This window comes from bacterium, from assembly GCA_021372615.1.
Lineage (GTDB): Bacteria > Armatimonadota > Zipacnadia > Zipacnadales > UBA11051 > JAJFUB01.
In genome coordinates this window covers 1-24,759 of the sequence record JAJFUB010000113.1, presented here as the reverse complement: position 1 = coordinate 24,759, position 24,759 = coordinate 1, and the positions used below count along the sequence as shown (strand labels likewise).

General features: G+C 67.5%; 20 protein-coding genes and 1 pseudogene. 13 read left to right on the top strand and 8 right to left on the bottom strand.

What is annotated here, in order from left to right:
• Positions 1–11: 11 nt before the first annotated feature.
• The 8 genes from LLH23_16850 to LLH23_16815 form a co-directional block, all read right to left on the bottom strand.
• Positions 12–1,253: a M20/M25/M40 family metallo-hydrolase gene (locus tag LLH23_16850; protein ID MCE5240132.1), complete on the bottom strand. Its 1,242-nt coding sequence runs from the start codon at positions 1,251–1,253 to the stop codon at positions 12–14.
• Positions 1,254–1,413: 160 nt separating this feature from the next.
• Positions 1,414–2,310, bottom strand: a complete 897-nt coding sequence (gene thrB, locus LLH23_16845; GenBank protein ID MCE5240131.1) for a homoserine kinase — start codon at positions 2,308–2,310, stop codon at positions 1,414–1,416.
• Positions 2,311–2,388: 78 nt separating this feature from the next.
• Positions 2,389–3,501, bottom strand: coding sequence for an alanine racemase (gene alr, locus LLH23_16840; protein ID MCE5240130.1), 1,113 nt, complete (start codon positions 3,499–3,501; stop codon positions 2,389–2,391).
• Between the two features lie 116 nt (positions 3,502–3,617).
• Positions 3,618–4,247, bottom strand: coding sequence for a DUF1559 domain-containing protein (locus LLH23_16835; GenBank protein ID MCE5240129.1), 630 nt, complete (start codon positions 4,245–4,247; stop codon positions 3,618–3,620).
• 150 nt (positions 4,248–4,397) lie between these two features.
• Entirely contained in the window at positions 4,398–6,299 is a 1,902-nt protein-coding gene (locus tag LLH23_16830; GenBank protein ID MCE5240128.1) for an ABC transporter permease subunit, read from the bottom strand.
• A gap of 155 nt (positions 6,300–6,454) precedes the next feature.
• A complete protein-coding gene (locus LLH23_16825) occupies positions 6,455–9,058 on the bottom strand; it encodes an extracellular solute-binding protein (protein MCE5240127.1) in 2,604 nt (867 codons plus the stop codon).
• A 179-nt stretch (positions 9,059–9,237) separates the two neighbouring features.
• A complete protein-coding gene (gene ade, locus LLH23_16820) occupies positions 9,238–10,923 on the bottom strand; it encodes an adenine deaminase (GenBank protein ID MCE5240126.1) in 1,686 nt (561 codons plus the stop codon).
• Positions 10,924–10,933: 10 nt separating this feature from the next.
• Complete coding sequence (locus LLH23_16815) at positions 10,934–11,926, bottom strand: carbohydrate kinase family protein (GenBank protein ID MCE5240125.1); 993 nt, start codon at positions 11,924–11,926, stop codon at positions 10,934–10,936.
• Between the two features lie 165 nt (positions 11,927–12,091).
• Here LLH23_16815 and LLH23_16810 point away from each other — a divergent pair, with 165 nt between their 5' ends.
• The 13 genes and pseudogenes from LLH23_16810 (at position 12,092) to LLH23_16750 (ending at position 24,684) form a co-directional block, all read left to right on the top strand.
• Positions 12,092–13,027 carry a sugar phosphate isomerase/epimerase gene (locus LLH23_16810; protein MCE5240124.1) on the top strand — a complete coding sequence of 312 codons (936 nt, stop codon included), beginning with the start codon at positions 12,092–12,094 and terminating at the stop codon, positions 13,025–13,027.
• An 82-nt stretch (positions 13,028–13,109) separates the two neighbouring features.
• Positions 13,110–14,264, top strand: a complete 1,155-nt coding sequence (locus tag LLH23_16805) for a glycerate kinase (protein ID MCE5240123.1) — start codon at positions 13,110–13,112, stop codon at positions 14,262–14,264.
• Between the two features lie 4 nt (positions 14,265–14,268).
• Complete coding sequence (locus LLH23_16800; protein MCE5240122.1) at positions 14,269–15,099, top strand: sugar phosphate isomerase/epimerase; 831 nt, start codon at positions 14,269–14,271, stop codon at positions 15,097–15,099.
• A 104-nt stretch (positions 15,100–15,203) separates the two neighbouring features.
• Positions 15,204–15,578 (top strand): hypothetical protein, encoded by a 375-nt coding sequence (locus LLH23_16795; GenBank protein MCE5240121.1) that lies wholly within the window; start codon positions 15,204–15,206, stop codon positions 15,576–15,578.
• A gap of 1 nt (position 15,579) precedes the next feature.
• Entirely contained in the window at positions 15,580–16,608 is a 1,029-nt protein-coding gene (locus LLH23_16790; protein MCE5240120.1) for a hypothetical protein, read from the top strand.
• Between the two features lie 13 nt (positions 16,609–16,621).
• A complete protein-coding gene (gene xylB, locus LLH23_16785) occupies positions 16,622–18,154 on the top strand; it encodes a xylulokinase (GenBank protein ID MCE5240119.1) in 1,533 nt (510 codons plus the stop codon).
• A 154-nt stretch (positions 18,155–18,308) separates the two neighbouring features.
• Positions 18,309–18,542 (top strand): hypothetical protein, encoded by a 234-nt coding sequence (locus LLH23_16780; GenBank protein ID MCE5240118.1) that lies wholly within the window; start codon positions 18,309–18,311, stop codon positions 18,540–18,542.
• A 303-nt stretch (positions 18,543–18,845) separates the two neighbouring features.
• The gene (gene dapA / locus LLH23_16775; protein MCE5240117.1) at positions 18,846–19,733 is read left to right on the top strand and encodes a 4-hydroxy-tetrahydrodipicolinate synthase; all 888 of its coding nucleotides are present in this window, start codon (positions 18,846–18,848) and stop codon (positions 19,731–19,733) included.
• Positions 19,734–19,755: 22 nt separating this feature from the next.
• On the top strand, positions 19,756–20,322 hold the full coding sequence (locus LLH23_16770; GenBank protein ID MCE5240116.1) for a uracil-DNA glycosylase: 567 nt from the start codon (positions 19,756–19,758) through the stop codon (positions 20,320–20,322).
• A gap of 6 nt (positions 20,323–20,328) precedes the next feature.
• On the top strand, positions 20,329–22,080 hold the full coding sequence (locus LLH23_16765) for a ribonuclease J (protein MCE5240115.1): 1,752 nt from the start codon (positions 20,329–20,331) through the stop codon (positions 22,078–22,080).
• A 28-nt stretch (positions 22,081–22,108) separates the two neighbouring features.
• Positions 22,109–22,414 (top strand): annotated as a pseudogene (locus LLH23_16760) (biotin/lipoyl-binding protein).
• A gap of 345 nt (positions 22,415–22,759) precedes the next feature.
• Complete coding sequence (locus tag LLH23_16755) at positions 22,760–23,758, top strand: efflux RND transporter periplasmic adaptor subunit (protein MCE5240114.1); 999 nt, start codon at positions 22,760–22,762, stop codon at positions 23,756–23,758.
• A complete protein-coding gene (locus LLH23_16750) occupies positions 23,755–24,684 on the top strand; it encodes an ABC transporter ATP-binding protein (GenBank protein ID MCE5240113.1) in 930 nt (309 codons plus the stop codon). Before LLH23_16755 ends, LLH23_16750 begins: the two co-directional genes overlap by 4 nt.
• The last annotated feature ends 75 nt before the right edge of the window (positions 24,685–24,759 follow it).

Genomic DNA, 24,759 nt, shown 5'->3' with positions numbered 1-24,759 from the left:
GCGTGTTCGGTCTAGCCGCACCACCTCGGGATGGCCAGGGCCAGGCCCTTGGCTGCGTCCAGCACGTCCTGGAACTTGACCTTCTCGTCGCGGCCGTGGGCCTCGCGAATGTCCGAGGGGCCGAAGACGACCGTCGGAATGCCCGCCATCTTGGCGTACAGGGCGGCATCGCACGAGACGTTCCAGCCGTAGACGTCACTCGACCGGCCACATTCGGTGATGGCGCCGTGCAGCGTCGTCACGAACGGGTGCTTCGGGTCAATCTCGTACGCGTCCTTCTTCAGCTTCGGGTACGACAGCTCGAAGTGCGTCTTGAGCCACTCATCGTCGCTGCGCATGACCGCGGCTTGGAGTTCGGCGCGCACCTGGGCAATGCTCTTGTTCGGCAGGAAGCCCACGCCACCTTCCAGGACGCACTCATCGGGCACCTTGGAGGGCCACTGGCCGCTGTGGATCATGCCGATGCAGATCTGCACCGGGTTCTCATAGCGGTCGAACAGCGGGTTGCCGCGGCTCTCGGCGATCAGCTCGTTCTCGTACACGAGCATCCACCGGATGGCTTCCATCATCTTCTCGATGGCGTTGACGCCCTCGTGGCGGCGGCCCATGTGGGTCGAGATGCCGGTAGTCTTGGCGGTGAACCACACCGCTCCCCGGTTGGCCGGAAAGACGTTGAGGTCGGAGGCCTCGATGACGACACAGGCGTCGGCCTTGCAGCCCTGGCGGATCAGCGCCAGCGCGCCGTTGCCGCCGGGCTCCTCCTCGATGACGAGCTGCAGCTCGATGTCGCCGGCGGGCTGGTAGCCCAGCTCCTTGAGTGCGCGCAGGGCCAGGAGGCCGGAGATCTGGCAGCCCTTGCAGTCCGTGGCCCCACGGCCCCAGACGTACTCTCCATCCCACTTGGGGGTGAAGCCGTCCCAGTCATCGGCGGGGACGACATCGGAGTGACTCTGGATAATGAGGCTGCGCCCGTTGCCGCTGCCCTTCTGCACGCTTAGCAGGTTGTACCGACCCTCGTAGCTGCGCTCTTCCTCATTGTGGCAGTAGTCGGGGTCGTCCATGATGCTGTCGGGGATTTCGCGGTACTCGGCCGGAAGCCCCAGGCTGCCCAACAGGTCCTTCCAGTAGGCCTGCTGCTCCTGCTCGAAGCCCTGGACGCTGCGGAACGGGATCGTCTCCATGAGCCACCGCAGCGCCTCGTCGCGGTAGCTCTCGATCTTCTCGGCAATGGCCTGACAACTGATCTCGGACATCGAATCACATCCCAGGTACTAGAGTCTGGCAGCGGGTGTAGGAGCGGTCACCGACCGCGACCGATCGCGGTGGGTGACCGCTCCCACCGGCCTCACATTACCGGCATGGTCGCGGTCGGTGACCGCTCCCACACCCGACCTCATGTTGGCGTGGTGGTGCCTAACCACTGACGACGTGCGCGCCGGCGTCGGTGGGCTTGAGGATCAGTGCCTTCGCCTGTACGCCGGCTTCCAGGAACGTCTGGCACATCACGGCGGCAATGTCGCTCTCATAGTGATCGGCGAAGGCTGCCATGGTCGGGCCGGAGCCGCTGAGGCACACCGCGTAGGCACCGGAGCACAGCGCCGCCTCGCGCACGCGCTCGAAGCCCGGCACCAGGTGCGCGCGGTACGGCTCGTGCAGACGGTCCTGCATCCCGCAGGCCAGGAACTCATAGCGGCCGTCGAGGAAGGCGGCCAACGTCATCGCCACGTGCGCCACATTGTGCACGGCATCGCCGTGCGGGATCTGCTTGGGCATGACCTTACGCGCGGCCTCGGTGCTGACCTCGAAGTCCGGGATGGCCACGACGACCTTCAGCGCCGGAGGGGGCAGGGGCAGGCAGCACAGGCGCTCGCTCAGGCAGCAGACCGTCAACCCGCCATACAGCGCCGGGGCGACGTTGTCCGGGTGCCCCTCGATCTTCGCCGCCGTCTCCAGCAAGTCCTCGCGCGACAACCCCAGCTCCAGGAGCCCGTTGGCGGCCACGAGGCCGGCCACGATGGCCGCAGAACTGCTGCCCAGCCCGCGGGCCAGGGGAATGGCATTGCGCTGTCGCAGTCGCCAGCCCGGGACGGGTACGCCAGTCTCCTGCGCCAGGACCCCGGCGCTGTGCAGGACCAGGTGCGAGGCATCGCGGGGCAGGCTGTCAGCGCCCTCGCCCTCGATCTCCACGGTGGTCTCGTCGGCCAGCGCCAGCTCGATCTCGTTATGCAGGTCGAGCGCCAGGCCCAGGCTATCGAAGCCGGGGCCCAGGTTGGCGGTGGTCGCCGGGGCCCTCACGATGACGGAATCCATGTTAGCCTCGTTGGTCGACGTAGGGTGTGGGAGCGGTCACCGACCGCGACCGTCGCGGTCGGTGACCGCTCCCACGCCCTACGCATCCAGGTAGACGCGGGGAAGGCGCGCGCCCATGCGCGCCACGATCTCCTGATTGATCGTCCGACCCAGGGCGCTGATCTCGGAGATGCGAACCTCCGCCTCGCCCTGGCGCCCGAACACGACGACTTCGTCGCCGACCGCGCAGTCGGGTTCAGGCCCGACGTCGGCCAGGGCGCAGTCCATGCACACCCGCCCGACCAGAGGCCGACGCCGCCCGCCGATCAGCACCTCCGCAACACCGCTGAGCGAGCGCGGGTAGCCATCGGCGTAGCCGATGGGCACCACTGCCAGCGTCGTGTCACGTGGCGCCTCCCAGGTGCCGCCGTAGCTGGCCCGCTCGCCTGCCCGCACCGCCTTGAGGAAGGCCACGCGCGTGTGGAGCGACATGGCCTCGCGCAGGCCGCGCTGCAGCGTCTCGGGCACGCCGGCGACGAGCCCGTACATCATCTCACCGGGGCGGACGGCTGTGAAGATGCCGCCCGGATGCAGGCAGATGCCGCCGCTGCCGGACAGGTGGCGATAGGGCAGAGGCCCCAGGACGCCTTGGGCCTGGCTCACGGCCGCGGCGAAGCGGGCGATCTGCTTGTCGGTGGCCTCGGCATTGTCGGTCGGGTCGGCCAGGTGCGAGAAGATGCCTTCCCAGCGCAGGCCGGGCAGGGCTGCGAGCTGCGGCAGCACCTCTGCCAGGGTGTCGCACCGCACGCCCAGCCGGCACATGCCTGTGTCCACCTTCAGATGGCAGGCACGCTCCACGCCGGCCGCCACGGCCGCCTCCGACAGCGCCGTGGCCAGTTCCACGCCCATGACACTGGGAGTCAGGTTCCACGCGACGAGGTCTTCCGCCTGCTCGGGGAGCATCGCGCCCATGACGAGGATCGGCGCCAGGAGGCCGGCGGCGCGGAGCTGGACGCCCTCCTCCAGGAGGGCCACCGCAAGCATCGCCGCCCCGCTCTCCAGCGCCACGCGGCTGACCCGGAGGGCGCCATGGCCGTAGGCATCGGCTTTCACCACGGCGATGATGGCGACGTCGGGGCCGACGATCCGGCGTACCTCACCCAGGTTATGTCGGATCGCGGAGAGGTCAATCTGTAGATGAGCCGGACGCACCAAGATCACTGTCCCAGGCAGCAATGCCTCACGGGCTGCCCGGTGTGGGCAGCCCGTAGTCTGTGGGGCGCCAGTCCGCCCCTCTACTTCACTCTGTCACACCTGCCCGCGAGCCCTCAGGTCCTCGGGTCGCGGAAGAAGAACGTGTAGTCGGGCTTGTTGCCGACCCACTTGGCGTGCCCGTCCACGTACCCGAGGTTGACGCCCTGATTGTGGCGGTTCTGCGGGTAGGCCGGGCCGGGCAACATGCTCGTGTTCCAGATGCCGTCGTAGACCATCGGGCACTCGGCCGGGTACTGCACCTCGCCCAGCGACACCACGGTCAGCGTCGGGTTGTCCACGAGCGACACCAGACACAGGTAGTTGCAGGTGTAGCTCATGCGGGCGATCCCGCCCACTATCTGCGGCACGCCGAAGAAGTCGAAGACGTTGGCAATCTCCACGGCCCCGGTCCTGTCGCTGGGGCAGAAGATGATCTGCTGGTTCTTGCAGTACGGCTGCACCATGTCCGCTAGCGTCATGGCCCCACTGCCGGTGAGCGTCGTGCTCATCGGCAGCGTCTCGTCATAGTCCTGTGCGTAGCTGAGAATCGCCACGTTGAACTGCTTGACATTGGACAGGCAGCTCGCCTGGCGGGCCTTCTCCCGGGCTTTGGCGAAGACCGGGAAGAGGATCGCCGCCAGGATCGCAATGATCGCGATCACCACCAGCAACTCAATGAGCGTGAAGCCTGAACGCCTCAACATGGAGCACATCTCCTTTCGGGAGGAGGGGCAGGGTCTCCAGCGGTCGCACCACGGGCCGCGTACGCGGCCAACGGCCTGACCAGGTGTTGTGGCAGTTCTGCCCTCGGCAGAACCTATCGGCTGTCACCAAGCCAACATTGAGCGCTCTTATCACTTCTCGGTGGGGATGATCACGCCTCTCATTATCACGTTTTGCGCAAGAATGAACACCAGCAAGGTGGGGATGGCCGCCAGCACCAGTGCGGCAAAGATCATGGACTGGGGCGCCCACGACTGCATCTGTTGCAGCCACACCATCAGCGTCCACCAGTTCTTGTCCGGACAGACCACGAAGGCCCACATGAACGAGCCATAGGCGCCTGTGAAGGCGCCCAGACCGATGACCGCCAGCACCGGCGTGGACATCGGCAGGCAGATCTTGGTGAACATCTGGAACTCGTTGGCCCCGTCAATCTCCGCCGCCTCATACAGCTCCTGCGGGAGGCTGTCGAAGAACCCCTTGAGTAGGAAGATGGCAAAGCCACCCGCCATGCCCGGGAGGATCAGCGCCCAGAGGCTGTTGAGCAGGTGGAGCTTCTTCATCAGCAGGAAGTTGGGGATGGCCGTCACTTCACCCGGGAAGGCCATCGTCGCCAGGCAGAAGAGCAGGATCTTGTAGGTCGAGGGCAGGTTGAACCGCGACAGGGCGTAGGCGGCCAGCGGGTTGACCGTGAGGGTCAGCACGACGGTGGAGCACACCAGGATCAGCGTGACCCACAGGGCGCGGCCGTGGACGGCGATGTAGGCCCCGACGTCGCGGTAGTTGCGCACCAGGAAGTCGTGCCGCACCAGCTTCTTGTTGACCATCATGTAGTTCCAGTCCGCCTCGCGCGAGGGGATCTGGACGCGGTCGAAACTGGTGTAGCTGGTGCCGTAGGCCGCGTTCATCTTGGCGATGTCACCGAACTTGCTGCGCAGCCACTCACGGTAGCGGATCTGGGGCGTGTCCATGGAGACATACTTGGGGTCTACCCCGCCCTCGGCCGTGTCCTTCTCAATGAAGCCACGCCAGTCCGCAACCCCGGCCAGAGTGGTGGGGCACTTGTCCGGCAGCGGCACCTGGGCCAGGTCGGCGATGGGCTTGACGCCCTCGTCATCCTTGTGGACCTTGTTGTACAGGTCCGGTTTGTTGTAGTAGGCCTTGCGCAGGTAGGCGTGCCAGGCCCCCGCGGCAGCCGGGTCAATCTTGACGAAGTGGAACGGCACGTCCTTGCGCAGGTAGTCCACCCAGTCTTCGGCAAAGGCGGCGTTCTTGGGCATCCGGGCCGGGAGCGTCAGGTCCGTCAGAGACTTGATGGTGGGGTCGCCATAGCGCTTGGCGAAGGTCTCGGCCTTGGCGTCATACTTGTTGGTGATGAACTCGACGTAAGTGCCCTCGACCGGGGCCGGGGCGATGTACCAACTGGGCAGGCCGCGCTTGAACTCCATGAACTCGCTGAAGCGGTTGTCGCGGATCGGCTGGTAGACGCGGAGGTACCACTGCTCGTTGGGGACCTGCAGATCGAAATACTCACGCTCGTCACGGTATGCCCGGTTCAGTTCCTGGATGCTGTTATGGTATCGCCCGGCCAGGAACTTCTGGTACAGGTGGGCGCCCATGAGGCTGATCTTGGGCTTGGTGACCGAGTAGCCGTGGAGGGTGATGGTGAAGTCCTGGGGCAGGCTCGCCTTCCACCCGTCGTAGTCCTTCACAAGTTGCTCGTTGACCTGCGCCGGCTTCTTGACATCGCGGAAGTCACCGATGTCCTGGCCCGCATTGGCGTAGTTGTAGAGCTTGGAGTCCTCGTTGTAGGCGCTCTCAGTGTACTTCTGGTAGAGGGCCTCATCATCCACGAGGTACTTGGGCACCAGGGTGTAGTCGTGCGAGTCGACGTTGCTCGTCACCGAGGTGCTGAGCATCAGCCAGAAGGGCACCACCATAGTGACGCCACCCAGCGACAGGGCCACGTAGATGGACAGGATCAGCAGACGGGTATGGAGGGCACGGCGGCCCACGCGAGCGATATGTGGCATGAACTGGCTCCGACTGTGTTGGTCGAGATCAGAGAAACGGCACGGCATGGTCGCGGTCGGTGACCGCTCCTACACGGCGCACATCAGGACGAGACGACAACCGCACCCACGCACACTGTACGAGCGGTCACCGACCGCGAGCTCCCAACTCCCAACTACTTCGCCTGGGCGGTGCGGAACTGCAACCGCGACAGGATGCGCAACTGCATGACCGTGAAGCCGATCAGGAGCGACCCCAGCACCCACGCCATCGAGACCGCGAAGCCGTACTTGAGGTACACGTAGGCGTTGAACCAGATTTCCAGGCCCAGCACAGTGGTCTGCTTGGCCGGGCCGCCGGCGGTCATGATGAAGATGGGCTCAAAGGCCCGGAACGCCCCGATGAAGGCGCCCACGAAGTTGATGATGATGAGGGCCTTCAGATAGGGGATCGTGATGCGCCAGAACTTGCCCCAGAAGCCGCAGCCGTCCAGGTCCGCCGCCTCGTAGATGTCCTCGGGGATGGACTGCAGGGCGGCCAGGTAGATGATGCAGCCGGGACCGACGCCCGCCCAGATCTGCGGCAGGATGACCGAGATCATGGCGATGGCGGGCAGCCCCACCCAGTTGAGCGGGTGGGAGGCGTCCTGCAGGAACTTCTGCGGCGCGATGTGCATGAAGCCCAGCACCTGGTTGAGCATCCCCTGCGGGCTCGGGTCGTAGAACTGCTTCCACAGCATGTAGATGACGACGCCGACGGTGACGGCCGGCAGGTAGAAGATGACGCGGTAGAACATCTTGCCCTTGGGCACTTCGTGCAGCAGCAGCGCCAGCACAATCGGGGCGCCGAAGCCCAGGATGAGCGCCAGGCCTGCATACTGCACGGTCCGCAGCATCGTCAGCCAGAAGTCCACGTCAAAGAACGCCTGGCTGAAGTTGCTGATCCCCACCAGGTGCGACCCGAGCAGGATCTTGTAGTCCTGGAAGGCCATCGCCGAACCGACCACCAGCGGGTAGTATTGCCACAACGCGATCGAGGCCAGGGCGGGGGCCATGACGATCCAGGCGTAGATGAACTTCTTGCGCTTGTGGCCGCCCACGGTCTGGGTGTGCGCGCCGGACTTGGTCTCGGAGATCTGCCGCGAGTAGTGCCCCAGGCTGGCCCGCATCAGCAGGATGAAGGCAGCCGCCATGAGGATGACAGCGATGGTCGTGATGATGTCCCGCTTGTGCTTGATCGCCGGCGGGATGCGCCCCATCAGCTTGATGTTCGTGGCCTCGACGTTCTTCTTGAGGATCGTCGGGATGTCCGGGTTGTCCTCGGCGATGGCCTCATCGAGGGGGTACTGCATCTCGCGGTAGATGAGCTGGCAGTTCTTGCCGAACGGCTCGGGGCGGCTGTCATGGATGGCCACATCGAGGGTCTCGGCCCAGCCCTTGGGCACATCGCGCAGGTACTCGCTGTAGCCGAACATGGTCAGCCACTTGGGCTGGATATACTTGGCGAAGCCCGCCTCGACGAAAGTCCTGGTGCGGATCTTGCGCGCCTCCATGGAGGCGAAGAAGCGGATATACTCCCAGGCCAGGTCGCGGATCTTCGGGTCCTTGATGGTAGCGTTGATGCCCATCATCGTGGCATTGATCTCGCTGCCGCGGTGGCCGTCGGGGCCCTTGGGAACGGGGGAGATGCCGACCTGGTTGGGGTTCACGTCGGAGATGAAGGAGTCGCGCAGGTACTGGAACATCATGGAGATCTTGCCGCGTGCCCAGCCGCGGCTGGCGGCCGGGTCGCCGTCCACGACGCCCTCATAGAGCTTCTTGTTGGCCTTGGCTTCCTCGGTGGTGATGGTCTTGCCGCATACCGGGCACTTGGCGCTGTCCTTGCCCCAGAAGACCACCGGCGTGCGGTTCCCCCGCCGCTCGCACAGGTCGCAGGTCGTCCACAGCCCGCGCCGGATCTGCCAGTAGAACTTGGTGGCCTTGACGGCGCCCTCGTCGTCGTAGGCGGCCCGCCAGTCTCCATTCTGGTCCTGCACGACCGCATCCGACCCGGCAGACCACAGCAGGCTCATGAAGTTCCAGGCCGCATCCTGCTTGGTGTACATGCCCAGGCCCCAGATGCCCTGCTCGGGCCAGGTGGTGCGCAGGGCGAAGTCGTACAGCTCATCCCAGTCCTGTGGGGCGTGGTTGGGGTCCAGACCGGCCTTCTTGTAGAGGTCCTTGCGGTACATCAGGGCCATGACGACCACGCCATAGGGCGCGGCCCAGATGTGCTCCTTGCCGTCGCGCCCCAGCTCCGGCTGGTTGGTGTTGGGGCCCTTGCGCTGCATGACATCCCAGACTTGCTGGGGGATCATCTCCGAGGCCTTAACCTCCGGCTCCTCCTTGAGCCACTGGTCCACATACTTGTCGAGCGGATAGAGGAAGCCCTGGGAGATGTAGGTCTCCGACAGGCGGAAGTTCACATACAGCACTTCGGGGGCGATGCCGCCGGCCATGGCCATCAGCGGGCCGGAGTCCATGGAGGACATGCCCTCGATGACAAGGCCCTCGAAGGGCACGAGGCGGACATTGGGGTGCTTGGCCAGGAAGGCATCAGCGATGGCCAGCGTGGCCTTGGCATCCGGGGTCACGGCCCGGTCGCGAGTCGGCAGGTTCGCGATCTTGAGCGTGATCGTCTGCTGACCGGTGGGGGCCGACGGATCGGCCGCCCGGGCGAGCAGTGGTGTCAGGCAGATGGCGGCAAGACAGCAGAGAGGAGCCAGACTAGATGATCGCACGGCGGGCAGATGCCTCCTGCAAGGGTCCGGTTATCGGTGCGCCGGGGGTTCCGAAGCAACAATGGGGTTGCGACGAACACCAGAGTATAGCACAAGCCGCGACCGCTGGGTAGGGGCGCAATGCCGCTGCAGGGCCAGTGGCGGGCCCGCTGCACGGCCGGCAGAAGCCCGGGACAGCCCTACGGTGTGAGGCTCGTGAAGCGGAAATGGTCCACGTCGAAGAGCCCGCCGTCGGTCAGCTTGAGGTGCGGGATGACAGGCAGCGCCAGGAACGACAGCGTCATGAACGGACGCGACAGTCGGCAGCCCAGTTGCGCGGCCGCCTGCTGCAACGCTTGCGACCGCCGCACCACGTCGGCTGCCGGAAGATCGCTCATCAGCCCGGCCAGCGGCAGGGGCAGCTCCGCCAGCACGCGCTCCCCCCGGGCCACGACCTGCCCCCCTCCCAGGCGCTTGATCGCCGCGGCGGCCGTCGCCAGGGACTGATCGTCCGCCCCGGCGAGGAGCAGATTGTGCGAATCGTGCGCCACCGTCGTCGCCAGCGCCCCCTCGTGCAGCCCGAAGCCCCGGACGAACCCCAGCCCGATGTTGCCGTTGCGACCATGGCGTTCGATGACCGCGAGCTTCAGGACATCCTGGGAGGGGTCGGCCTGTACGCAGCCGTCGCGCACGGGCAACTGCGCCTCCGCCGATTCCGTCACGATCAGACCCTCCTGCGCCACGATCACCCGCACCAAGGCCGTTCCGTCACCGGGCGCACGGACCGCCAGTTGCTCGGCGGTGGGGAGGGTGAGACGCACACTGTCGCGCACCGCCGCACTGGCCGACAGGGGGGCGGCATCACCCGCCAGCCAGCGCCCACCATGCTTCAGCACCGTGCCGCGCCGCAGGACGGTGGTGACCTCGAAGCGTTCCAGCCCGTCCACAGCGACGATGTCGGCGGCATAGCCAGGGGCGATGGCTCCGACGCGAGCCAGGCCGAAGCGTTGTGCAACATTGATGGTGACGGCCCGAACGGCATCCAGGGGGTCCGTGCCGAGGGCCACGGCCCGGCGGAGCAGGTGGTCCAGATGCCCGCGCTCCAGCAGGTCGCCCGGCTCCAGGTCGTCACTCACCAGCAGGCAGCGATGGCGCAGCCCCGAGCGCAGCAGGGGCGCCAGTGCCTCCAGGTTGCGCGAAGCCGAGCCCTCGCGGATCATCAGCCACATGCCCAGCCGCAGCTTCTCCTCGCCCTCGGCCAGTGTCACGGCCTCGTGGTCCGACTCCGGGCCGGCGGCCAGGTACGCCATCAGGTCCTGTCCGGTCACACCCGGCGCGTGGCCGTCAAGGGGCCGGCCCCAGGCGGCCTGTAGCTTCGCGATGACCTGCGGGTCGCCGCCGATGACGCCCGGGAAGTTCATCATCTCCCCGAGGCCCAGCACCTGCGGCCAGGTCAGCATCTCGGCGATCCCGTCCGGGCCGATCTCCGCGCCGGCCGTCTCGAAGGGGGTCGCGGGAACGCAACTGGGGGCCATGAGGCGCAGGTCGAGCCAGTCGGCCGGGGCGGCCTGGGAGAGGTAGCGCACGCCGTCCAGCCCGGCGACGTTGGCGATCTCGTGGGGATCGGCGACGACCGTGGTCGTGCCGCGCTCGGCCACCGCGCGCGCGAACGCGGCCGAGGCCAGCATCGTGCTCTCCAGGTGGATATGGCCCTCGCAGAAGCCAGGGAGGAGGGTGCGTCCGGACACATCCAGGCGTTCGCGGGCGGCATAGTCGCCGAAGCCGACGACGCGCCCGCCGGCGATCGCGACATCGAGCGCCTCGACGGCGCCGCTGAAGACGTTGAGGACGTGGCCCCCGGTGAGGAGCAGGTCTACGGGCTGCATGGCCGCCTCGCTATCCTGACTGGGCCAGGTTGCTCTGGATCGTGGTCCAATCGAGCAGCGCGGTCGTCGCGCCCATGGAGGTCACGACGGAGCCGGCGTTGATCGTCCCGGCCTTGAGGGCCTCGCCCAGCGACAGGCCATGGTCCAGGGCCGCCAGGCAGGCAGCAGCGAAGGCATCGCCGGCGCCGAGGTTGGAGACGACCTTGACCTTGGACGCCGGCGCGAAGTGGTGGGCGTCGCCGTCGAAGCCCCGGGCGCCGTCGCCGCCCATGGTCATGACCACCGTGCGGCAGCCGGCGCGGTGGAGAGCCTCGGCGGCAGCCCGCTCGTCAGCATCATCCCGCTGCTCTTCCGTGCCCGTGAAGCGGTAGGCTTCACCCTTGTTGACGAAGACCACCTCGGCGGCGGCGAGTACGTCGCCGAGGCCGTCGAGGCCCTCGTCAATCTGGCGGCTGCCGGGGTTGATGGCCAGCCTGGCGCCGGCCTCGACCGCGCAACGGGCCACATCATGCCACAGCGCGGCCGCGTCGCCGCTGAGGGAACTCAGGTAGATCCACCTGGCCTCGCGCACACGTTCCCAGTTGATGTCGTCATGTGACAGGCACGAACCGGCTCCCCGGTGGACGAGCACCGTGCGGTCCCCGGTCGGCCCGGTGAGGATCACGGAGTAGCCCGTGGCACGCTCGGGGTTGCGCACCAGCATGCTGGTGTCCACGCCGTGCTCGCGGAGCGTCCGCTCGATCATGTTCCCGGCGTCGTCCTGGCCCAGCTCGGACACGGCGGCGGCGCTGAGGCCCAGCTTCGCGAAGGCGATGGCCGTGTTGACGGCGCCGCCACCGGTGGAGATGAACAAGTGGTCCACGGCCACCTTCGCGCCGTAGTCGTAGGCCAGGTAGGCCTCTTCGTTCTCGTAGTGCTGGATGCGGACGAGATGCGTCTGGTCGCTGGACACGAACACGTCCTGGGTGGCGCTGCCGATGGAGATGATGTCTGGTGTAGGCATGGGGGGTGGGGGCTCTGCAGACTCGTGATTTGGAACAGCGGGGATTAGTTTCGCCGTTGAGGGAGGGTATCCTCCGCCCGGCGGGGAAGGGACGGCTGACAGCGCGTTCGCCCAGCGCTGCTTCCCAAAGCCCAATACCACCCTCTTATAAGGAGTGTAGTTCACATGACGGAAACCTGGCGGCAATCCATGAGTCTGGGCCTGGTGCATTTCATGGCCTGGCCCACGGCCAATAGCGATGCGGAGCAGCTCATCAGCACTGTCACCGAGTTGGCGAGTGATGAGTTCTTTGACGTGATGGAGGTGCGGCGTAGCGACTTCCCCGGCGCGCACGCCCAGATCCGTGCCATCGCCGAGCAGTCGGGGACGAAGATCGGCGTCGGCGCCCAGCCACTGCTACTGGGGGGCAAGCTGAGCCTCAACGACCTCGACTCCGCCGGCCGACAGGCGGCCGTGGACGAGGTCAAGCGCTCGATTGACGCCTCCTACGAGATGGGCGCCCGTATCTGCGCCTGTCTGTCCGGGCCCGGCTCGGACAACGAAGACGACAACAAGCGGATGCTGGACGCCATGGTCGCCTCCTGCGTCGAGCTGTGCCGCTACGCCCAGGAGAAGGCCGACGGCGGCGAGCCGGTGTGGCTGTCCGTCGAGCAGTTCGACCACAGCGTGGACAAGAAATGCCTCATCGGCTCGAGTGCCATCACCGCCGAGTTGGCCGAGCGCGTGCGCGCCGAAGTCAGCAACTTCGGTATCACCGCAGACCTGTCCCATGTGCCGATCCTCCATGAGGACGTGCACGACCTCGTCAGCATCCTGGCGCCGTATATCATCCACCTGCACGCCGGCAACGCCGTCGCCACCGAGGGCCTGGAAGCCTACGGGGACATGCACCCGCGCTTCGACTTCCCCGGCGGCTCCAATGGCGTCGAGGAACTGAAGGAGTACCTGAACACCCTGATCTACGCCGGCGTCTTCGAGAACGAAGTGCCGACGGACAAGATGGTGTTCACCTTCGAGGTCAAGCCGGTCGGGTCCGAGAGCACCGCACTGATCCTGGCCCACACCAAGCGCACCTTCCTACGCGCGTGGGCCGAGCTGTAGCGAGCGGGAGTGTGGGGGAGAGGGCAGGTGGGCGCGCGACGTCTCCGTTGCCGTCCCTAATGCCCAATCCCCAATCCCTACCATGAAGATCACCATCGCCCCCGACTCGTTCAAGGGCTCCTTGACAGCACTGCAGGTGTGCGACGCCATCGCCGATGGCGTCGCCGCCTGCGATCCGCAGATCGAGTGTGTGAAGGTGCCGATGGCCGATGGCGGGGAGGGCACGGTCCAGTCGCTCGTGGACGCGACCGGCGGTGAGCTGCGCACGGAGACCGTGTCCGGGCCACTGGGCGAACCGGTCCAGGCCGCCTACGGCATGCTGGGCGACGGTGCGACTGCGGTCATCGAGATGGCGGCGGCCTCGGGCTTGCCGCTCGTGCCGCTGCAGCAGCGCAACCCGCTGCACACGAGCACGGTGGGCACGGGGGAGCTGATCCGCGCGGCCCTCGACGCGGGGGCGCGGCAGTTCATCATCGGCATCGGCGGCAGCGCGACCAATGACGGCGGCCTGGGCATGGCGACGGCGCTGGGCGTCAAGCTGCTGGATGCCGACGGCCGCGAGGTCAGCCCGACCGGCGCCGGCCTGCTCGACCTGACCGCCATGGACATGAGCGCCTTCGACGCCCGCATCGCCCAGGCACGATTCCGTGTGGCGTGCGATGTGGAGAACCCGCTGTGCGGCCCGACCGGGGCGGCGCATGTGTACGGACCGCAGAAGGGCGCGACGCCCGAGATCGTGGCGCAGCTCGATGAGGGCCTGCGACGCTTCGCGGACGTCGTGCGGCGCGTTCTGCACGCCGACGTGGCCGATCTGCCGGGCGCTGGCGCGGCCGGAGGGCTGGGCGCGGGGCTGGTGGCCTTCTGCGGCGCCACGCTGGAACCGGGCGTGCGCATCGTGATCGAGACGGTGGGCCTGCGCGACCGCATGCGCGGGTCGGACCTGTGCTTCACGGGCGAAGGCCGCCTCGACGGACAGACGGCCTTCGGCAAGACGCCGAAGGGCGTGGCCGATGTCGCTGCCGAGCTTGGCGTGCCGTGCCTGGCCCTGGCCGGGTCGGTGGCGCCGGTGCCGTCCCTGAACGAGATGTTCGCCGCCGTGTTCTCGCTGTGCAACGAGCCGATGTCGCTGGAACAGGCCATGGAGACGCAGACGGCGCGGTCGCTGCTCGCCTTCGCCGCTCAGCAAGCCGTGCGATGTTTCGAGGCCGGGAAGCCCCCGGCCATTCGAGGAGGATAGCAACATGAAAGTCGGGATGCTGACTGCACCGTTTGGCAATGACGACATGGGCACCGTGCTGGACTTCGCCGCCGAGGCAGGCTTCGATTGCCTGGAGATCCGGGTGCCCAGCAAGCACTGCGACCTGGACAACCTGGACTACAACGCCCTGCAGGACTCGGTGAGCGAGGCGGGTCTGGAGATCTCCAGCCTGGCCGCCTACGTGGACATTACCAACGGTGATGCGGCCGTGCGCGAGGCCAACCGCGCCATCCTGAGCAAAGCTCTGGACGCCGTGGAGAAGCTGGATTGCGACGTGCTGTGCTGTATGGCCGGGCTGCCGCCGGCGGGCAAGACCCGCGAGCAGTGCATCGTCGAGGACGCTGCGCCCTTCTACCGCGAGTTCGCCAAGAAGGCCGCCGACAAGGGCGTCAAGCTGGCCATGGAGAACTGGTTTGCCACCAACATCCGCGCCCTCAACCAGTGGGAGCAGATCTTCAACGAAGTCCCCGCTGAGAACTTCGGGCTGAACTTCGACCCGAGCCACCTGGCGTGGCAGGGCATCGACTACCTGTACGCCGTCGAGAAGTTCGCCACTCGCATCTTCCACACCCACGCCAAGGACGTCGAAGTCAACCAGCCGAAGCTGGCGTGGCTGGGCAACCAGGAGATGGGCTGGTGGCGGTACGTCATTCCGGGCTTCGGCGACATTGACTGGGGCGTCTACTGCGCCCGCCTGCGCCGCAACGGCTTCAACGGTGTCCTGTCTATCGAGCACGAGGACGGGGCCCTCGGCCGCGAAGAGGGCTTCGAGCTAGGCCTCGGCTACCTGCGGCTCTTCGCCGACGGGTCATAGCGGTTGACGTTGGCGTTCCCCTCTCCGGCGCGCAGACGTACCGCGCGAGGGAGAGGGGCAGGGGTGAGGAGCCGTTCATCCGCCCCCTCAGAAGGAGACCAACCATGGCACGCCAGATCAAGATCGCGGTTGGCAACGTGACCGCTACCGCTACGCTGAACGACTCCGGGATGGCTGACGCCATCTGGGAAGCCTGCCCCATCAAGAGCGTGGCCCGCACCTGGGGTGACGAGATCTACTTCGACATCCCTGTGGACACCCCCGGCGAGGACCTACAGCCGACGGTGGGGATGGGCGACCTGGCCTACTGGCCGCCGGGGCCGGCCTTCTGCATCTTCTTCGGCCCCACGCCGATGAGCAGCGGCACCGAGATCCGTCCCGCCAGCCCGGTCAGCATCTTCGGGAAGGTGGATGGCGAGCCCACGGTCTTCAAGCAAGTCAAGAGCGGCGCGCCCATCACGGTTGAACAGGTGACCTAACATGGACAGCGGCCTCACGCTCAGGCCGTTCCATCTGCTCTGTCTCTTCTGCCGTTGCGCCGGCGACATTCCGCCTCCCCAGCGCGACACCGTTGCTCAGGCCGCTGACGCCATCCGTCAGCGGCCTGACTTGCCTGTGACCCTACGTTGCCTGGCGCGGGATGTGTACGCATACCAGGATGTGGACGTCGGAGCGCGGGCTTCCCAGCCCGCGAACGGGGGTAGCGGGCTGGAAAGCCCGCGGTCCAGTGTCGAGTCTGAGCGCAAGCGAGACCTGGACATACTGTACCGCCTCGACCTCCCGCCCGGCGCCACGCTCCCGGCCCGCACGCTCCTGCATCGCGTGCGTAAGGCCATCAGCACGACGGCCGGCCTGTGTGGTTGCGAGGGCGCGGCGTCAGCGGCGTGGCAGGGGTGCCCGCTGGCGTTGAGCGAGCAGTACGAGCGTGGCGTCGCGCTGCCACTGGAGAGCCTCGTGCCGGCGCGGACGGCCGATGAGATGGCGCGCGACAAGGCCGCGTCGGTTGCGGCCATGGAGGGCGGGGAGGCCCTGCGCATCCGCCCGCACGTCATGATGTGCGCCGTGTGCAACTACGGCAAGAACGAGGGGCGAGCCGAGCCCCTGGCTGCCGACAATATCGTCGAGTTCATCGAGATCATCCGCCGCAAGCCAGATGACGTGGCGGTGGTCATGGCCCCCGGCGCCGACTGGATGATATGCGCGCCCTGCCCGCACCGTGTCCCCGGCATGAACGCCTGCGTCAATGTCGCGGGCTCGGGCGGACTGTCGAACGAGAAGCGCGACCTCGACCTGCTGCGGCTCCTCGACCTCCAGTACGAGGACGCCCTCCCGGCGCGGGAGATGCTGCGCCTGCTGTTCTCGCGCGTGCCGAGTACCATGGCCGTATGCCGCCGCGAGAGTCCCGAGCTGTCCGTCTGGTGGGATGGCTGCGGCGTCGCGAACTGCACGGCTGGCAATGCCGGCTATGAGGCGGGGCGGAAGCTGCTCATGGCTGAGCTGGATCTCTAGGTGGGGTGAACCCATGCCATACCTGCTGGGCATTGATGTCGGCACCACCGGGGCCAAGACCATCGTGGTGGACCATCGGGGCAAGCTCAAGGCGCGGGTGACTGTCGAGTACCCGCTGTACTCGCCACAGCCCGGCTGGTCCGAACAGGAGCCCGAGGACTGGTGGCAGGCGACTGCGGAGTCGATCCGGCGCGTGCTGACCGAGAGCGGTGTCAGCGCGGACCGCATCGTCGGCGTGGGACTGTCGGGCCAGATGCATGGCTCGGTGTTCCTGGATGTGAGCGGACAGGTCATCCGCCGGGCCCTGCTGTGGAACGACCAGCGGACGGCGGAGCAGTGTGCCTGGATCACGGACAAGGTCGGGCGCAGGACCATCGTCTCCGAGACGTGCAACCCCGTGCTGACGGGCTTCCAGGCGCCCAAGATCATCTGGCTGCGCGACCATGAGCCGCGCCAGTACGAGCGGATCGCGCAGGTGCTGCTGCCCAAGGACTACGTGCGCTACCGCCTGACCGGCGAGTACGCGACTGAGGTCTCGGACGCCTCGGGCACAGCGCTGTTCAACGTGCCGCAGCGCCGCTGGTCCGAGGCGATTCTGAGCAAGCTGAACTTGCCCCGCGAGTGGTTCCCGCGCGTGTACGAGTCGCCCGACGTGACGGGCGCCATTACGGCTGACGTCGCGGCTCTGACCGGCCTGCGGGCCGGGACGCCGGTCGTCGGCGGTGGGGGCGATCAGGCCGCGGGCGGCGTCGGCAACGGCATCGTCGAGCCCGGCGCCGTCTCTTGCACGACCGGCACTTCCGGCGTCGTGTTCGCCTACTTGGACGAGCCGGCGATGGATGCGAAGCTGCGGACACACACCTTCTGCCACGCCGTGCCCGGCAAGTGGCACGTCATGGGCGTGATGCTCGCGGCGGGCGGGTCCCTGCGCTGGCTGCGGGATACGCTCTTCGCCGCCGAGAGCGCCGTGGCCGGGCAGCTCGACCGTGATCCGTATGAGCTGATGACCGCCGAGGCCGCCACCGCTCCCGTCGGCAGCGAGGGCCTCATCTTCCTGCCGTACCTCACCGGCGAGCGCACACCCTACCCCGACCCGAACGCGCGCGGAGTGCTCTTCGGACTGAGCCTGCGCCACACCAAGCGCCACCTCGCGCGTGCCGTCCTCGAGGGCGTGGCCTATGGCCTGCGCGACTCCTTTGACCTCATCGCGGCGCTGGGGGTGGACATGCCGCAAGTGCGCGCCTCCGGTGGAGGAGCTCGCAGCGAACTGTGGCGACAGATACAGGCCGATGTGTCGCAGCGCGAGATGAGCGTCATCAATGTGGACGAGGGTGCGGCCTTCGGCGCCGCGTTGTTGGCCGGCGTCGGCGCGGGCGTATACGCAGACGTCGTGAGCGCATGCCGGCAGACCATCAGGGTCGTCCACGCGCTGACGCCACGAGCGGAGGCAGTGGCTACATACGAGGGATACTACCAGTTGTACCGTCGTCTCTATGAGCATCTTGCCGGCGACTTCACTGCGTTGGCCGATCTCGTGCAGCGATGAGGTGCGTGAATCGCAGCATAGCATTGGCTAACTTTTCCTCGCTAATGTGGACTAACCGGTACAGAACCTGTTGACAAGATGACAGTACAAGGGTTATATACAGTCACACACGCTTGCCGCAATCGGCCTACCTCTCATAAAGGAGCGTACTTCGATGGCCAAGTGCTGCGCAGCGGCGGCTAAGAAGGCCGCGCCAAAGAAGGCTGCACCGAAGAAGGCCGCGCCGAAGAAGGCGGCACCGAAGAAGGCTGCACCGAAGAAGGCCGCGCCGAAGAAGGCCGCACCGAAGAAGGCCGCACCGAAGAAGGCCGCACCGAAGAAGGCCGCGCCGAAGAAGGCTGCACCGAAGAAGGCCGCACCGAAGAAGGCCGCACCGAAGAGGAAGTAGTCCTGCCGGGCCTGCGCAGAGCCCGGGCCCTGGGCTCTGCGCAGGCCGACCCCCGACCGGGGCGCCGAGTAGAAGCGGGCAATGCGTGAGGGCCATTCCGTAGAGCAGTAGACGTTCCCATGCGCCGCCGAGAAGGCTTCGGCGGCGTCGTCTTCCCCGGCAGCCTTCTCGTCCCCCCCTTGGCCCACGCCTCCCGATGACACTCGCCGGGAAGAAGGGTTCTTCCCCCGTGAGGAAGAATCGTGTATGCTCATGCTCTCGCTGCTGAGCGGGCGCACCTGCCCAAGGAGGAACATAGCTGAGATGGCTGGCTTCGGCAACGTACTGACGGCAATGGTGACACCCTTCGACGCGGAGCTGCGCGTTGATCTGGATCGTGCTGCGCAACTGGCTGTCATGCTGGTGGAGAACGGCTCGGACGGCATCGTCGTGGCCGGCACCACCGGTGAGGCGCCAACGACAACCACGCAAGAGAAGCTCGATCTGTTCCGCGTCGTGGAGGAGGCAGTCGGCCAGACCGCCACTGTCATCGCCGGCACCGGCAACAACGACACCGCCGACAGCATCGAGCTCACGCAAGCCGTGGCCGACCTGGGCCTTGATGGCGTCATGCTCACCGGGCCCTACTACAACAAGCCCTCGCAGGCCGGCTTCTACGAGCACTTCAAGGCCGTCGCCGCGGTGACGGACCTGCCGGTCATCCTCTATAACGTCCCGGCTCGCACCGGCAAGAACATCGAGGCCGCCACCGTGCTGCGCCTGGCCAGTGAGGTCAGCAACATCGTAGCGATCAAGGAAGCCAGTGGCGACCTGGAGCAGATCAGTGTGATCTGCGCCGGTGCCCCGGAGGGCTTCACGGTGTACTCGGGCGAGGACATGCTGACTCTGCCGATGCTCGCGGTCGGCTGCGTCGGTGTGATCAGCGTTGCCTCTCACCTGGCCGGCAAGCAGATCGCGGAGATGATCCGCCAGTTCCAGGCCGGGGACGTGGCGGCGGCCGCGCGGACGCACCAGTCGCTCATCCCCATCGTCAAGGCCTGCTTCCTGGCCTCCGGCAACCCCCCCTGCGTGAAGCGCGGGCTGGAGATCATCGGCTTCCCGGTCGGGGGTCTCCGGCTGCCGCTGGTGCCGGCCTCCGACAGCGATACCGCCACCATACGGCAGGCGTGCGAGGGCCTCGGGCTGGTCTAGACACCGTCGCTCCGGAGTCGCCATGGCTGACAGAGCCGCCATGCTCGCCGAACTCGGTCAGGAGATCGCCACGTGCCGGCGCTGCGCTCTGGCGTCCACTCGCACGCAGGCGGTGCCGGGTGAGGGGCCGGTGAACGCACGCATCATGTTCATCGGAGAGGGCCCCGGCGAGCAGGAGGACCGCAGTGGCCGACCCTTCGTGGGCGCCGCCGGGCAGTTCCTCAACCGGCTGCTGGCGCAGGCCGGACTGCGCCGCGAGGACATCTACATCACCAACATCGTGAAGTGTCGTCCGCCGCGCAACCGCGACCCTCTGCCGGGGGAGGCCGTCGCGTGCCGACCCTACCTGGACGCACAGATCGCCCTCCTGACGCCACGTGTCATCTGCCTGCTGGGCAAGCCGGCCACGCACACGTTGCTGTCGCCGGGCGCGTCCATGGGCAAGGTCCACGGCGTGCCGCAAGAAGTCGAGGGAATCACCTATGTTCCGCTCTACCATCCGGCCGCGGCGCTGCACCAGCCGAGCCTCGAGGCGGTGCTGGTGCAGGACATGCAGCGGCTGAAGAACTTTCTGTCAGTGACGGAGTGAGCAACGTTGGACGTCTTGGCGGGCTTTGAGGATGCGGTGCGGGTCATCTCCCTGGGGGGCACCGGCGACATCGGCAAGAACATGACCCTCGTGGCCCGTCAGGGCTGCATGATTGCCGTGGATTGCGGCCTGATGTTCCCCGACGAGCAGCACCCCGGCGTGGACGTCATCATCCCGGACATGACCTACGTGCTGCAGAACGCCGACCAGTTCGCCGGCGTCGTGCTGACCCACGGTCACGAAGACCATCTGGGCGCTGTGCCGTATCTGATGGAGAAGATCCCCATCCGCGTCTACGGCACGCGCCTGACGCTCGGTCTGCTGGAGGCCAAGCTGCAGGAGTTCCATCCGGTCGAGGGCAGCGAACTGATCGAGATGGAGCCGGGCATACCGGAGCGCATGGGGGACTTCGACATCGAGCTGGTGCGCGTCAGCCACAGCATCCCCGACGGCATGGGGCTGTTCGTCCGGACCCCTGCGGGCGATCTCTTCCACACCGGCGACTTCAAGTTCGACCAGACACCCATCGGCAGCCCCGGGCCGGACTTCCAGCGGCTGGCGCGGATGGGTGAGGACGGCCTGCTGTGCCTGCTCTCGGACTGCACCAATGTCGAGCGCCCCGGCTACTCCCCGTCTGAGCGCGTTGTCGGCGAGACCTTGCACAACCTGCTGCGCGATGCGCAGGGCCGTGTCATCATCACCACCTTCGCCTCGAACCTCGGGCGCATCCAGCAAGTCATTGACCAGTCCATGGGCTGCGGCCGCAAGGTCGCCGTGACCGGGCGTAGCATGGAGCGCCTGACCGGGGTCGCGGCCCGACTGGGTTACCTGCACGTGCCGCCCGAGGCCATGGTGGATGTGCGGGACATTGACGAACTGCCCCCGCGCGAAGTGACCGTCATCACCACCGGCAGCCAGGGCGAGCCGCTATCGGCCCTGGCGCGCATGGCGCGCGGTTCGCACCGCCACGTGCGCATTGTCTCGGGCGACACCGTCGTGATGAGCGCCAGCGCCATCCCCGGCAATGAGTCCCTGATCTGGCGCGTCATCAACGACCTGTTCGCCGAGGGCGCGCGCGTCGTGTACGGCAGCGACCAGGGCGTGCACGTATCCGGCCACGGGTACCGTGAGGAGATCAAGCTCATGCTGTCCCTCACGCGGCCCCGGTTCGCCATTCCGGTCCATGGGGACCAACGCCATCTCGTTTTGTACGTCGATCTCGCCCGTGATATGGGCCTGCCGCGCGAGCGCATCTTCGTGCTCTACGCCGGGGCCTCGGTGGAGTTCCGCAACGGCAAGGGCTATCGCGCCGCGAACGTCCCGGCCGAACCTGTGAATGTGGATGGCCTGGGCGTGGGCGATGTGGGCGACATCGTGCTCAACGACCGTCAGATCCTCTCGGCTGAGGGGATCTTCCTGCCGGTCCTCGTCGTCGAGCGCGACACCATGCGACTGCTGGCGCCACCGGAGGTCTACTCGCGCGGGTTCGTCTACATGGACCAGGCCCAGGACCTGATCGAGGCGACGCGTGAGGTCATGCTTCGCACACTCGATAGCTTCCATGAGGACGCCGGCGACGACCCGGAGGAGCTGTACGATCGCATCAAGGCCTCCGTCGCCAAGTTCCTGTTTGAGCTGACAGGTCGCCGGCCGATCGTGCTGCCGGTCATCATGCCGGTTGGCGAGGAGGCCCCCGCGGAGGACGAGGACTACGCGGACGATCTGCTTGAACTCGACGACGACATGGATGTGATCTGACGGCACCAACATCCCAGGCGAGACAGTCATGGACACGACCCCGACCACGCCTCGTCGCCCCCCGATCCGCAAGATCATCCCGATCGTGCTGCTGCTCGTCGCGCTGGGTGTGACGGCCCTGGTGCTGTCCCGCCGCCACGCGGAGCCGGCGAACCTCGTACGCGCCAGCGGCATTGTCGAGGCGCGCACCATCGAGATCGCCTCTGAGGTCGCGGGCGTGATCGTGGAGCGGCCGATCGAGAAGGGCATGCCCATCAAGGCCGGGCAACTCATCGCGGTTGTCGCGAGCGAAGTCACCGCCGCCAACCTCGACCAGGCCCGCGCGGCGCTGGCCGCCGCCACGGCCCAGTGGGAACGCGCCCAGGAGGCCGTGACGCTCCAGCAGGGCACTGCCGAGGCGGACGTACAGCGTGCCGCCACAGGCATGGCCACCGCCCAGGCCCGCCAGGCCGACGTGCTGGCCGGCAGCCGGCCGCAGGAGATCAGGGCGGCCCAGGCGGCGCTCGCCCAGGCTACCGCGGCGCAGGGGCAGGCCGAGACGCAACTCAGGCAGTTGCGTGCGGGGTTGCGGCCGGAGGAAATCGAGCAGGCCGCGGCGGCGGCGGAGGCGGCCGACGCGGCGCTGGCGGCCGCGCGTGCTCGCCTGGCCGACCTGGAAGCCGGGGCCCGGCCGCAGGAAGTGCAGGAGGCCCAGGCCGCGGTCCGCAAGGCCGAGACGGCGGCCGACAAGACGCAGAAGGACTACGCACGGGCCAAGACCCTCGTGGTGCAGGGGGCCATCGCGCCGCAACAGCTCGATGCCGCCCAGGCTGCAGCCGAGGCCGCCCAGGCCGACCTGAAGGCCGCCCGCGAGCGCCTCGATCTCGTGAAGGCCGGCTCGCGCACCGACCAGATCACCGCCGCCAGGGCACAGGTGCAGCAGGCCCTCGCCCAGCAGCGGAGCGCCGAGAAGGCGCTGACGCTGGCCCGCAAGGGTCCGCGCACCGAGGAGATCCAGCGCGCTGAGCAGGCCGTGGCGCAGGCCCAGGCAGCGCGGGCCGCGGCCCAGGCGCAGCTCCGTCTGGCCCAGGAGGGGGCGCGTCCGCACCAGAAGACCATCGCCGGCCGGCAGGTACGTGAGGCCCGGGCCGCGCTCTCGCTGGCCGAGGCGAACCGTCGGCAGGTCGCCGTACGGCAGGCCGAAGCGCAGGCCGCGCGCGAGCAGGTGCTGCAGGCCGAGGCCGCAGTGCGCGCCGCCGAGGCCGGCCTGGACAAGTTCCGCATCACGGCCCGGGTCACCGGCATGATAGACGACACCCACCTGCGCGTGGGTGAGGTCGTGCGGACCGGCTCGGCCATCGCGACGGAAGTAGACTTCTCCGACACATGGGTCACGGTGTACGTGCCCGAGCCGAGGCTGTCGCAGATCGTGCTGGGGCAGAGCGCTCGCGTCACCGTGGATGGGCAGCCGGACCGCACCTTCACCGGTCGGGTGCGCCGCATCTCCCAGCAAGCGGAGTTCACCCCGAAGTTCGTGCAAACTCAGGAGGAGCGAACGCGCACGGTCTTCGCGGTCGAGATCGCCGTCGCCAATGACGAGGGCCTGCTCAAACCGGGCATGCCGGCGGATGCGGTCATCGAGACCCAGGGCGGGGTGTCGGCCGCGCCGACGGGAACCCCGCCGGGCCGACGGCCATGACCGACGTAGCCCTCGACGTGCAAGGGCTGCGCAAGGAGTTCGGTGCGGTCGTCGCCTGCGAGGGCCTCACCTTGCAGGCGCCGGCGGGACAGATACTCGGCCTGGTTGGTCCGGACGGCGCGGGCAAGACCACGGCCTTCCGCATGTTGTGCGGCATCCTGCAGCCCACGGCCGGCGCCGCGCGTGTCGCGGGCCATGATGTCGTGCGCGATCCCGAGGCCGTCAAGCAGGTCATCGGCTACCTCCCCCAGCAGTTCAGCCTCCATCGCGATCTCACCATTGACGAGAACATCCGCTACATTGCCGACCTGTACCAGGTCCCGCGCGGCCGGTGGGAAGAGCGCCGCGACGAGCTGCTGGAGATCACCTACCTGACGCCCTTTCGCCGCCGTCTCGCGGGGCGGCTCTCGGGCGGAATGCGGCAGAAGCTCGCGCTGGTGTGCGCGCTGATCCACCGGCCCCAGGTGCTGTTCCTCGATGAGCCCACTACCGGCGTGGACCCCGTGTCGCGCCGGGACTTCTGGAAGATCCTCTACGACCTGCCGCGCCAGGGCGTGACCATCGTCATCTCCACTCCGTACATGGACGAGGCCGTGCGGTGCCACCAACTGGCCTTCATGTTCGAGGGGCGCCTGCTGACCCACGACACGCCGGCCGGGCTGCGCCAGGCCATGCCCGGACGCGTGTTGGCGGTGCGCTGCCCCGCGCAGCGTGAGGCGCGGTTGCTGCTGCAACGGCTGGCGCCGGTGCAGTCGGTGGAGGTCTTCGGCGACCGGCTGCACGTGGTGCTGCGGCGCGGCGTCGTCGTGGATGACGTGCAAGACGCGTTGCGCGAGGCCGGCGTGGATTGCACGCAGGTCGAGGAGGTCGAGCCCTCGCTGGAGGACGTGTTCATGGCGCTGACGACGGGGGAGGGCAGGCGCTGAGGCGGTGTCGCATGCCTCCAGTAGCGCGGGCGGCCTCGCCCGCGCGCCGTGGGGCGAGGCAGGTCGCGGGGGGGG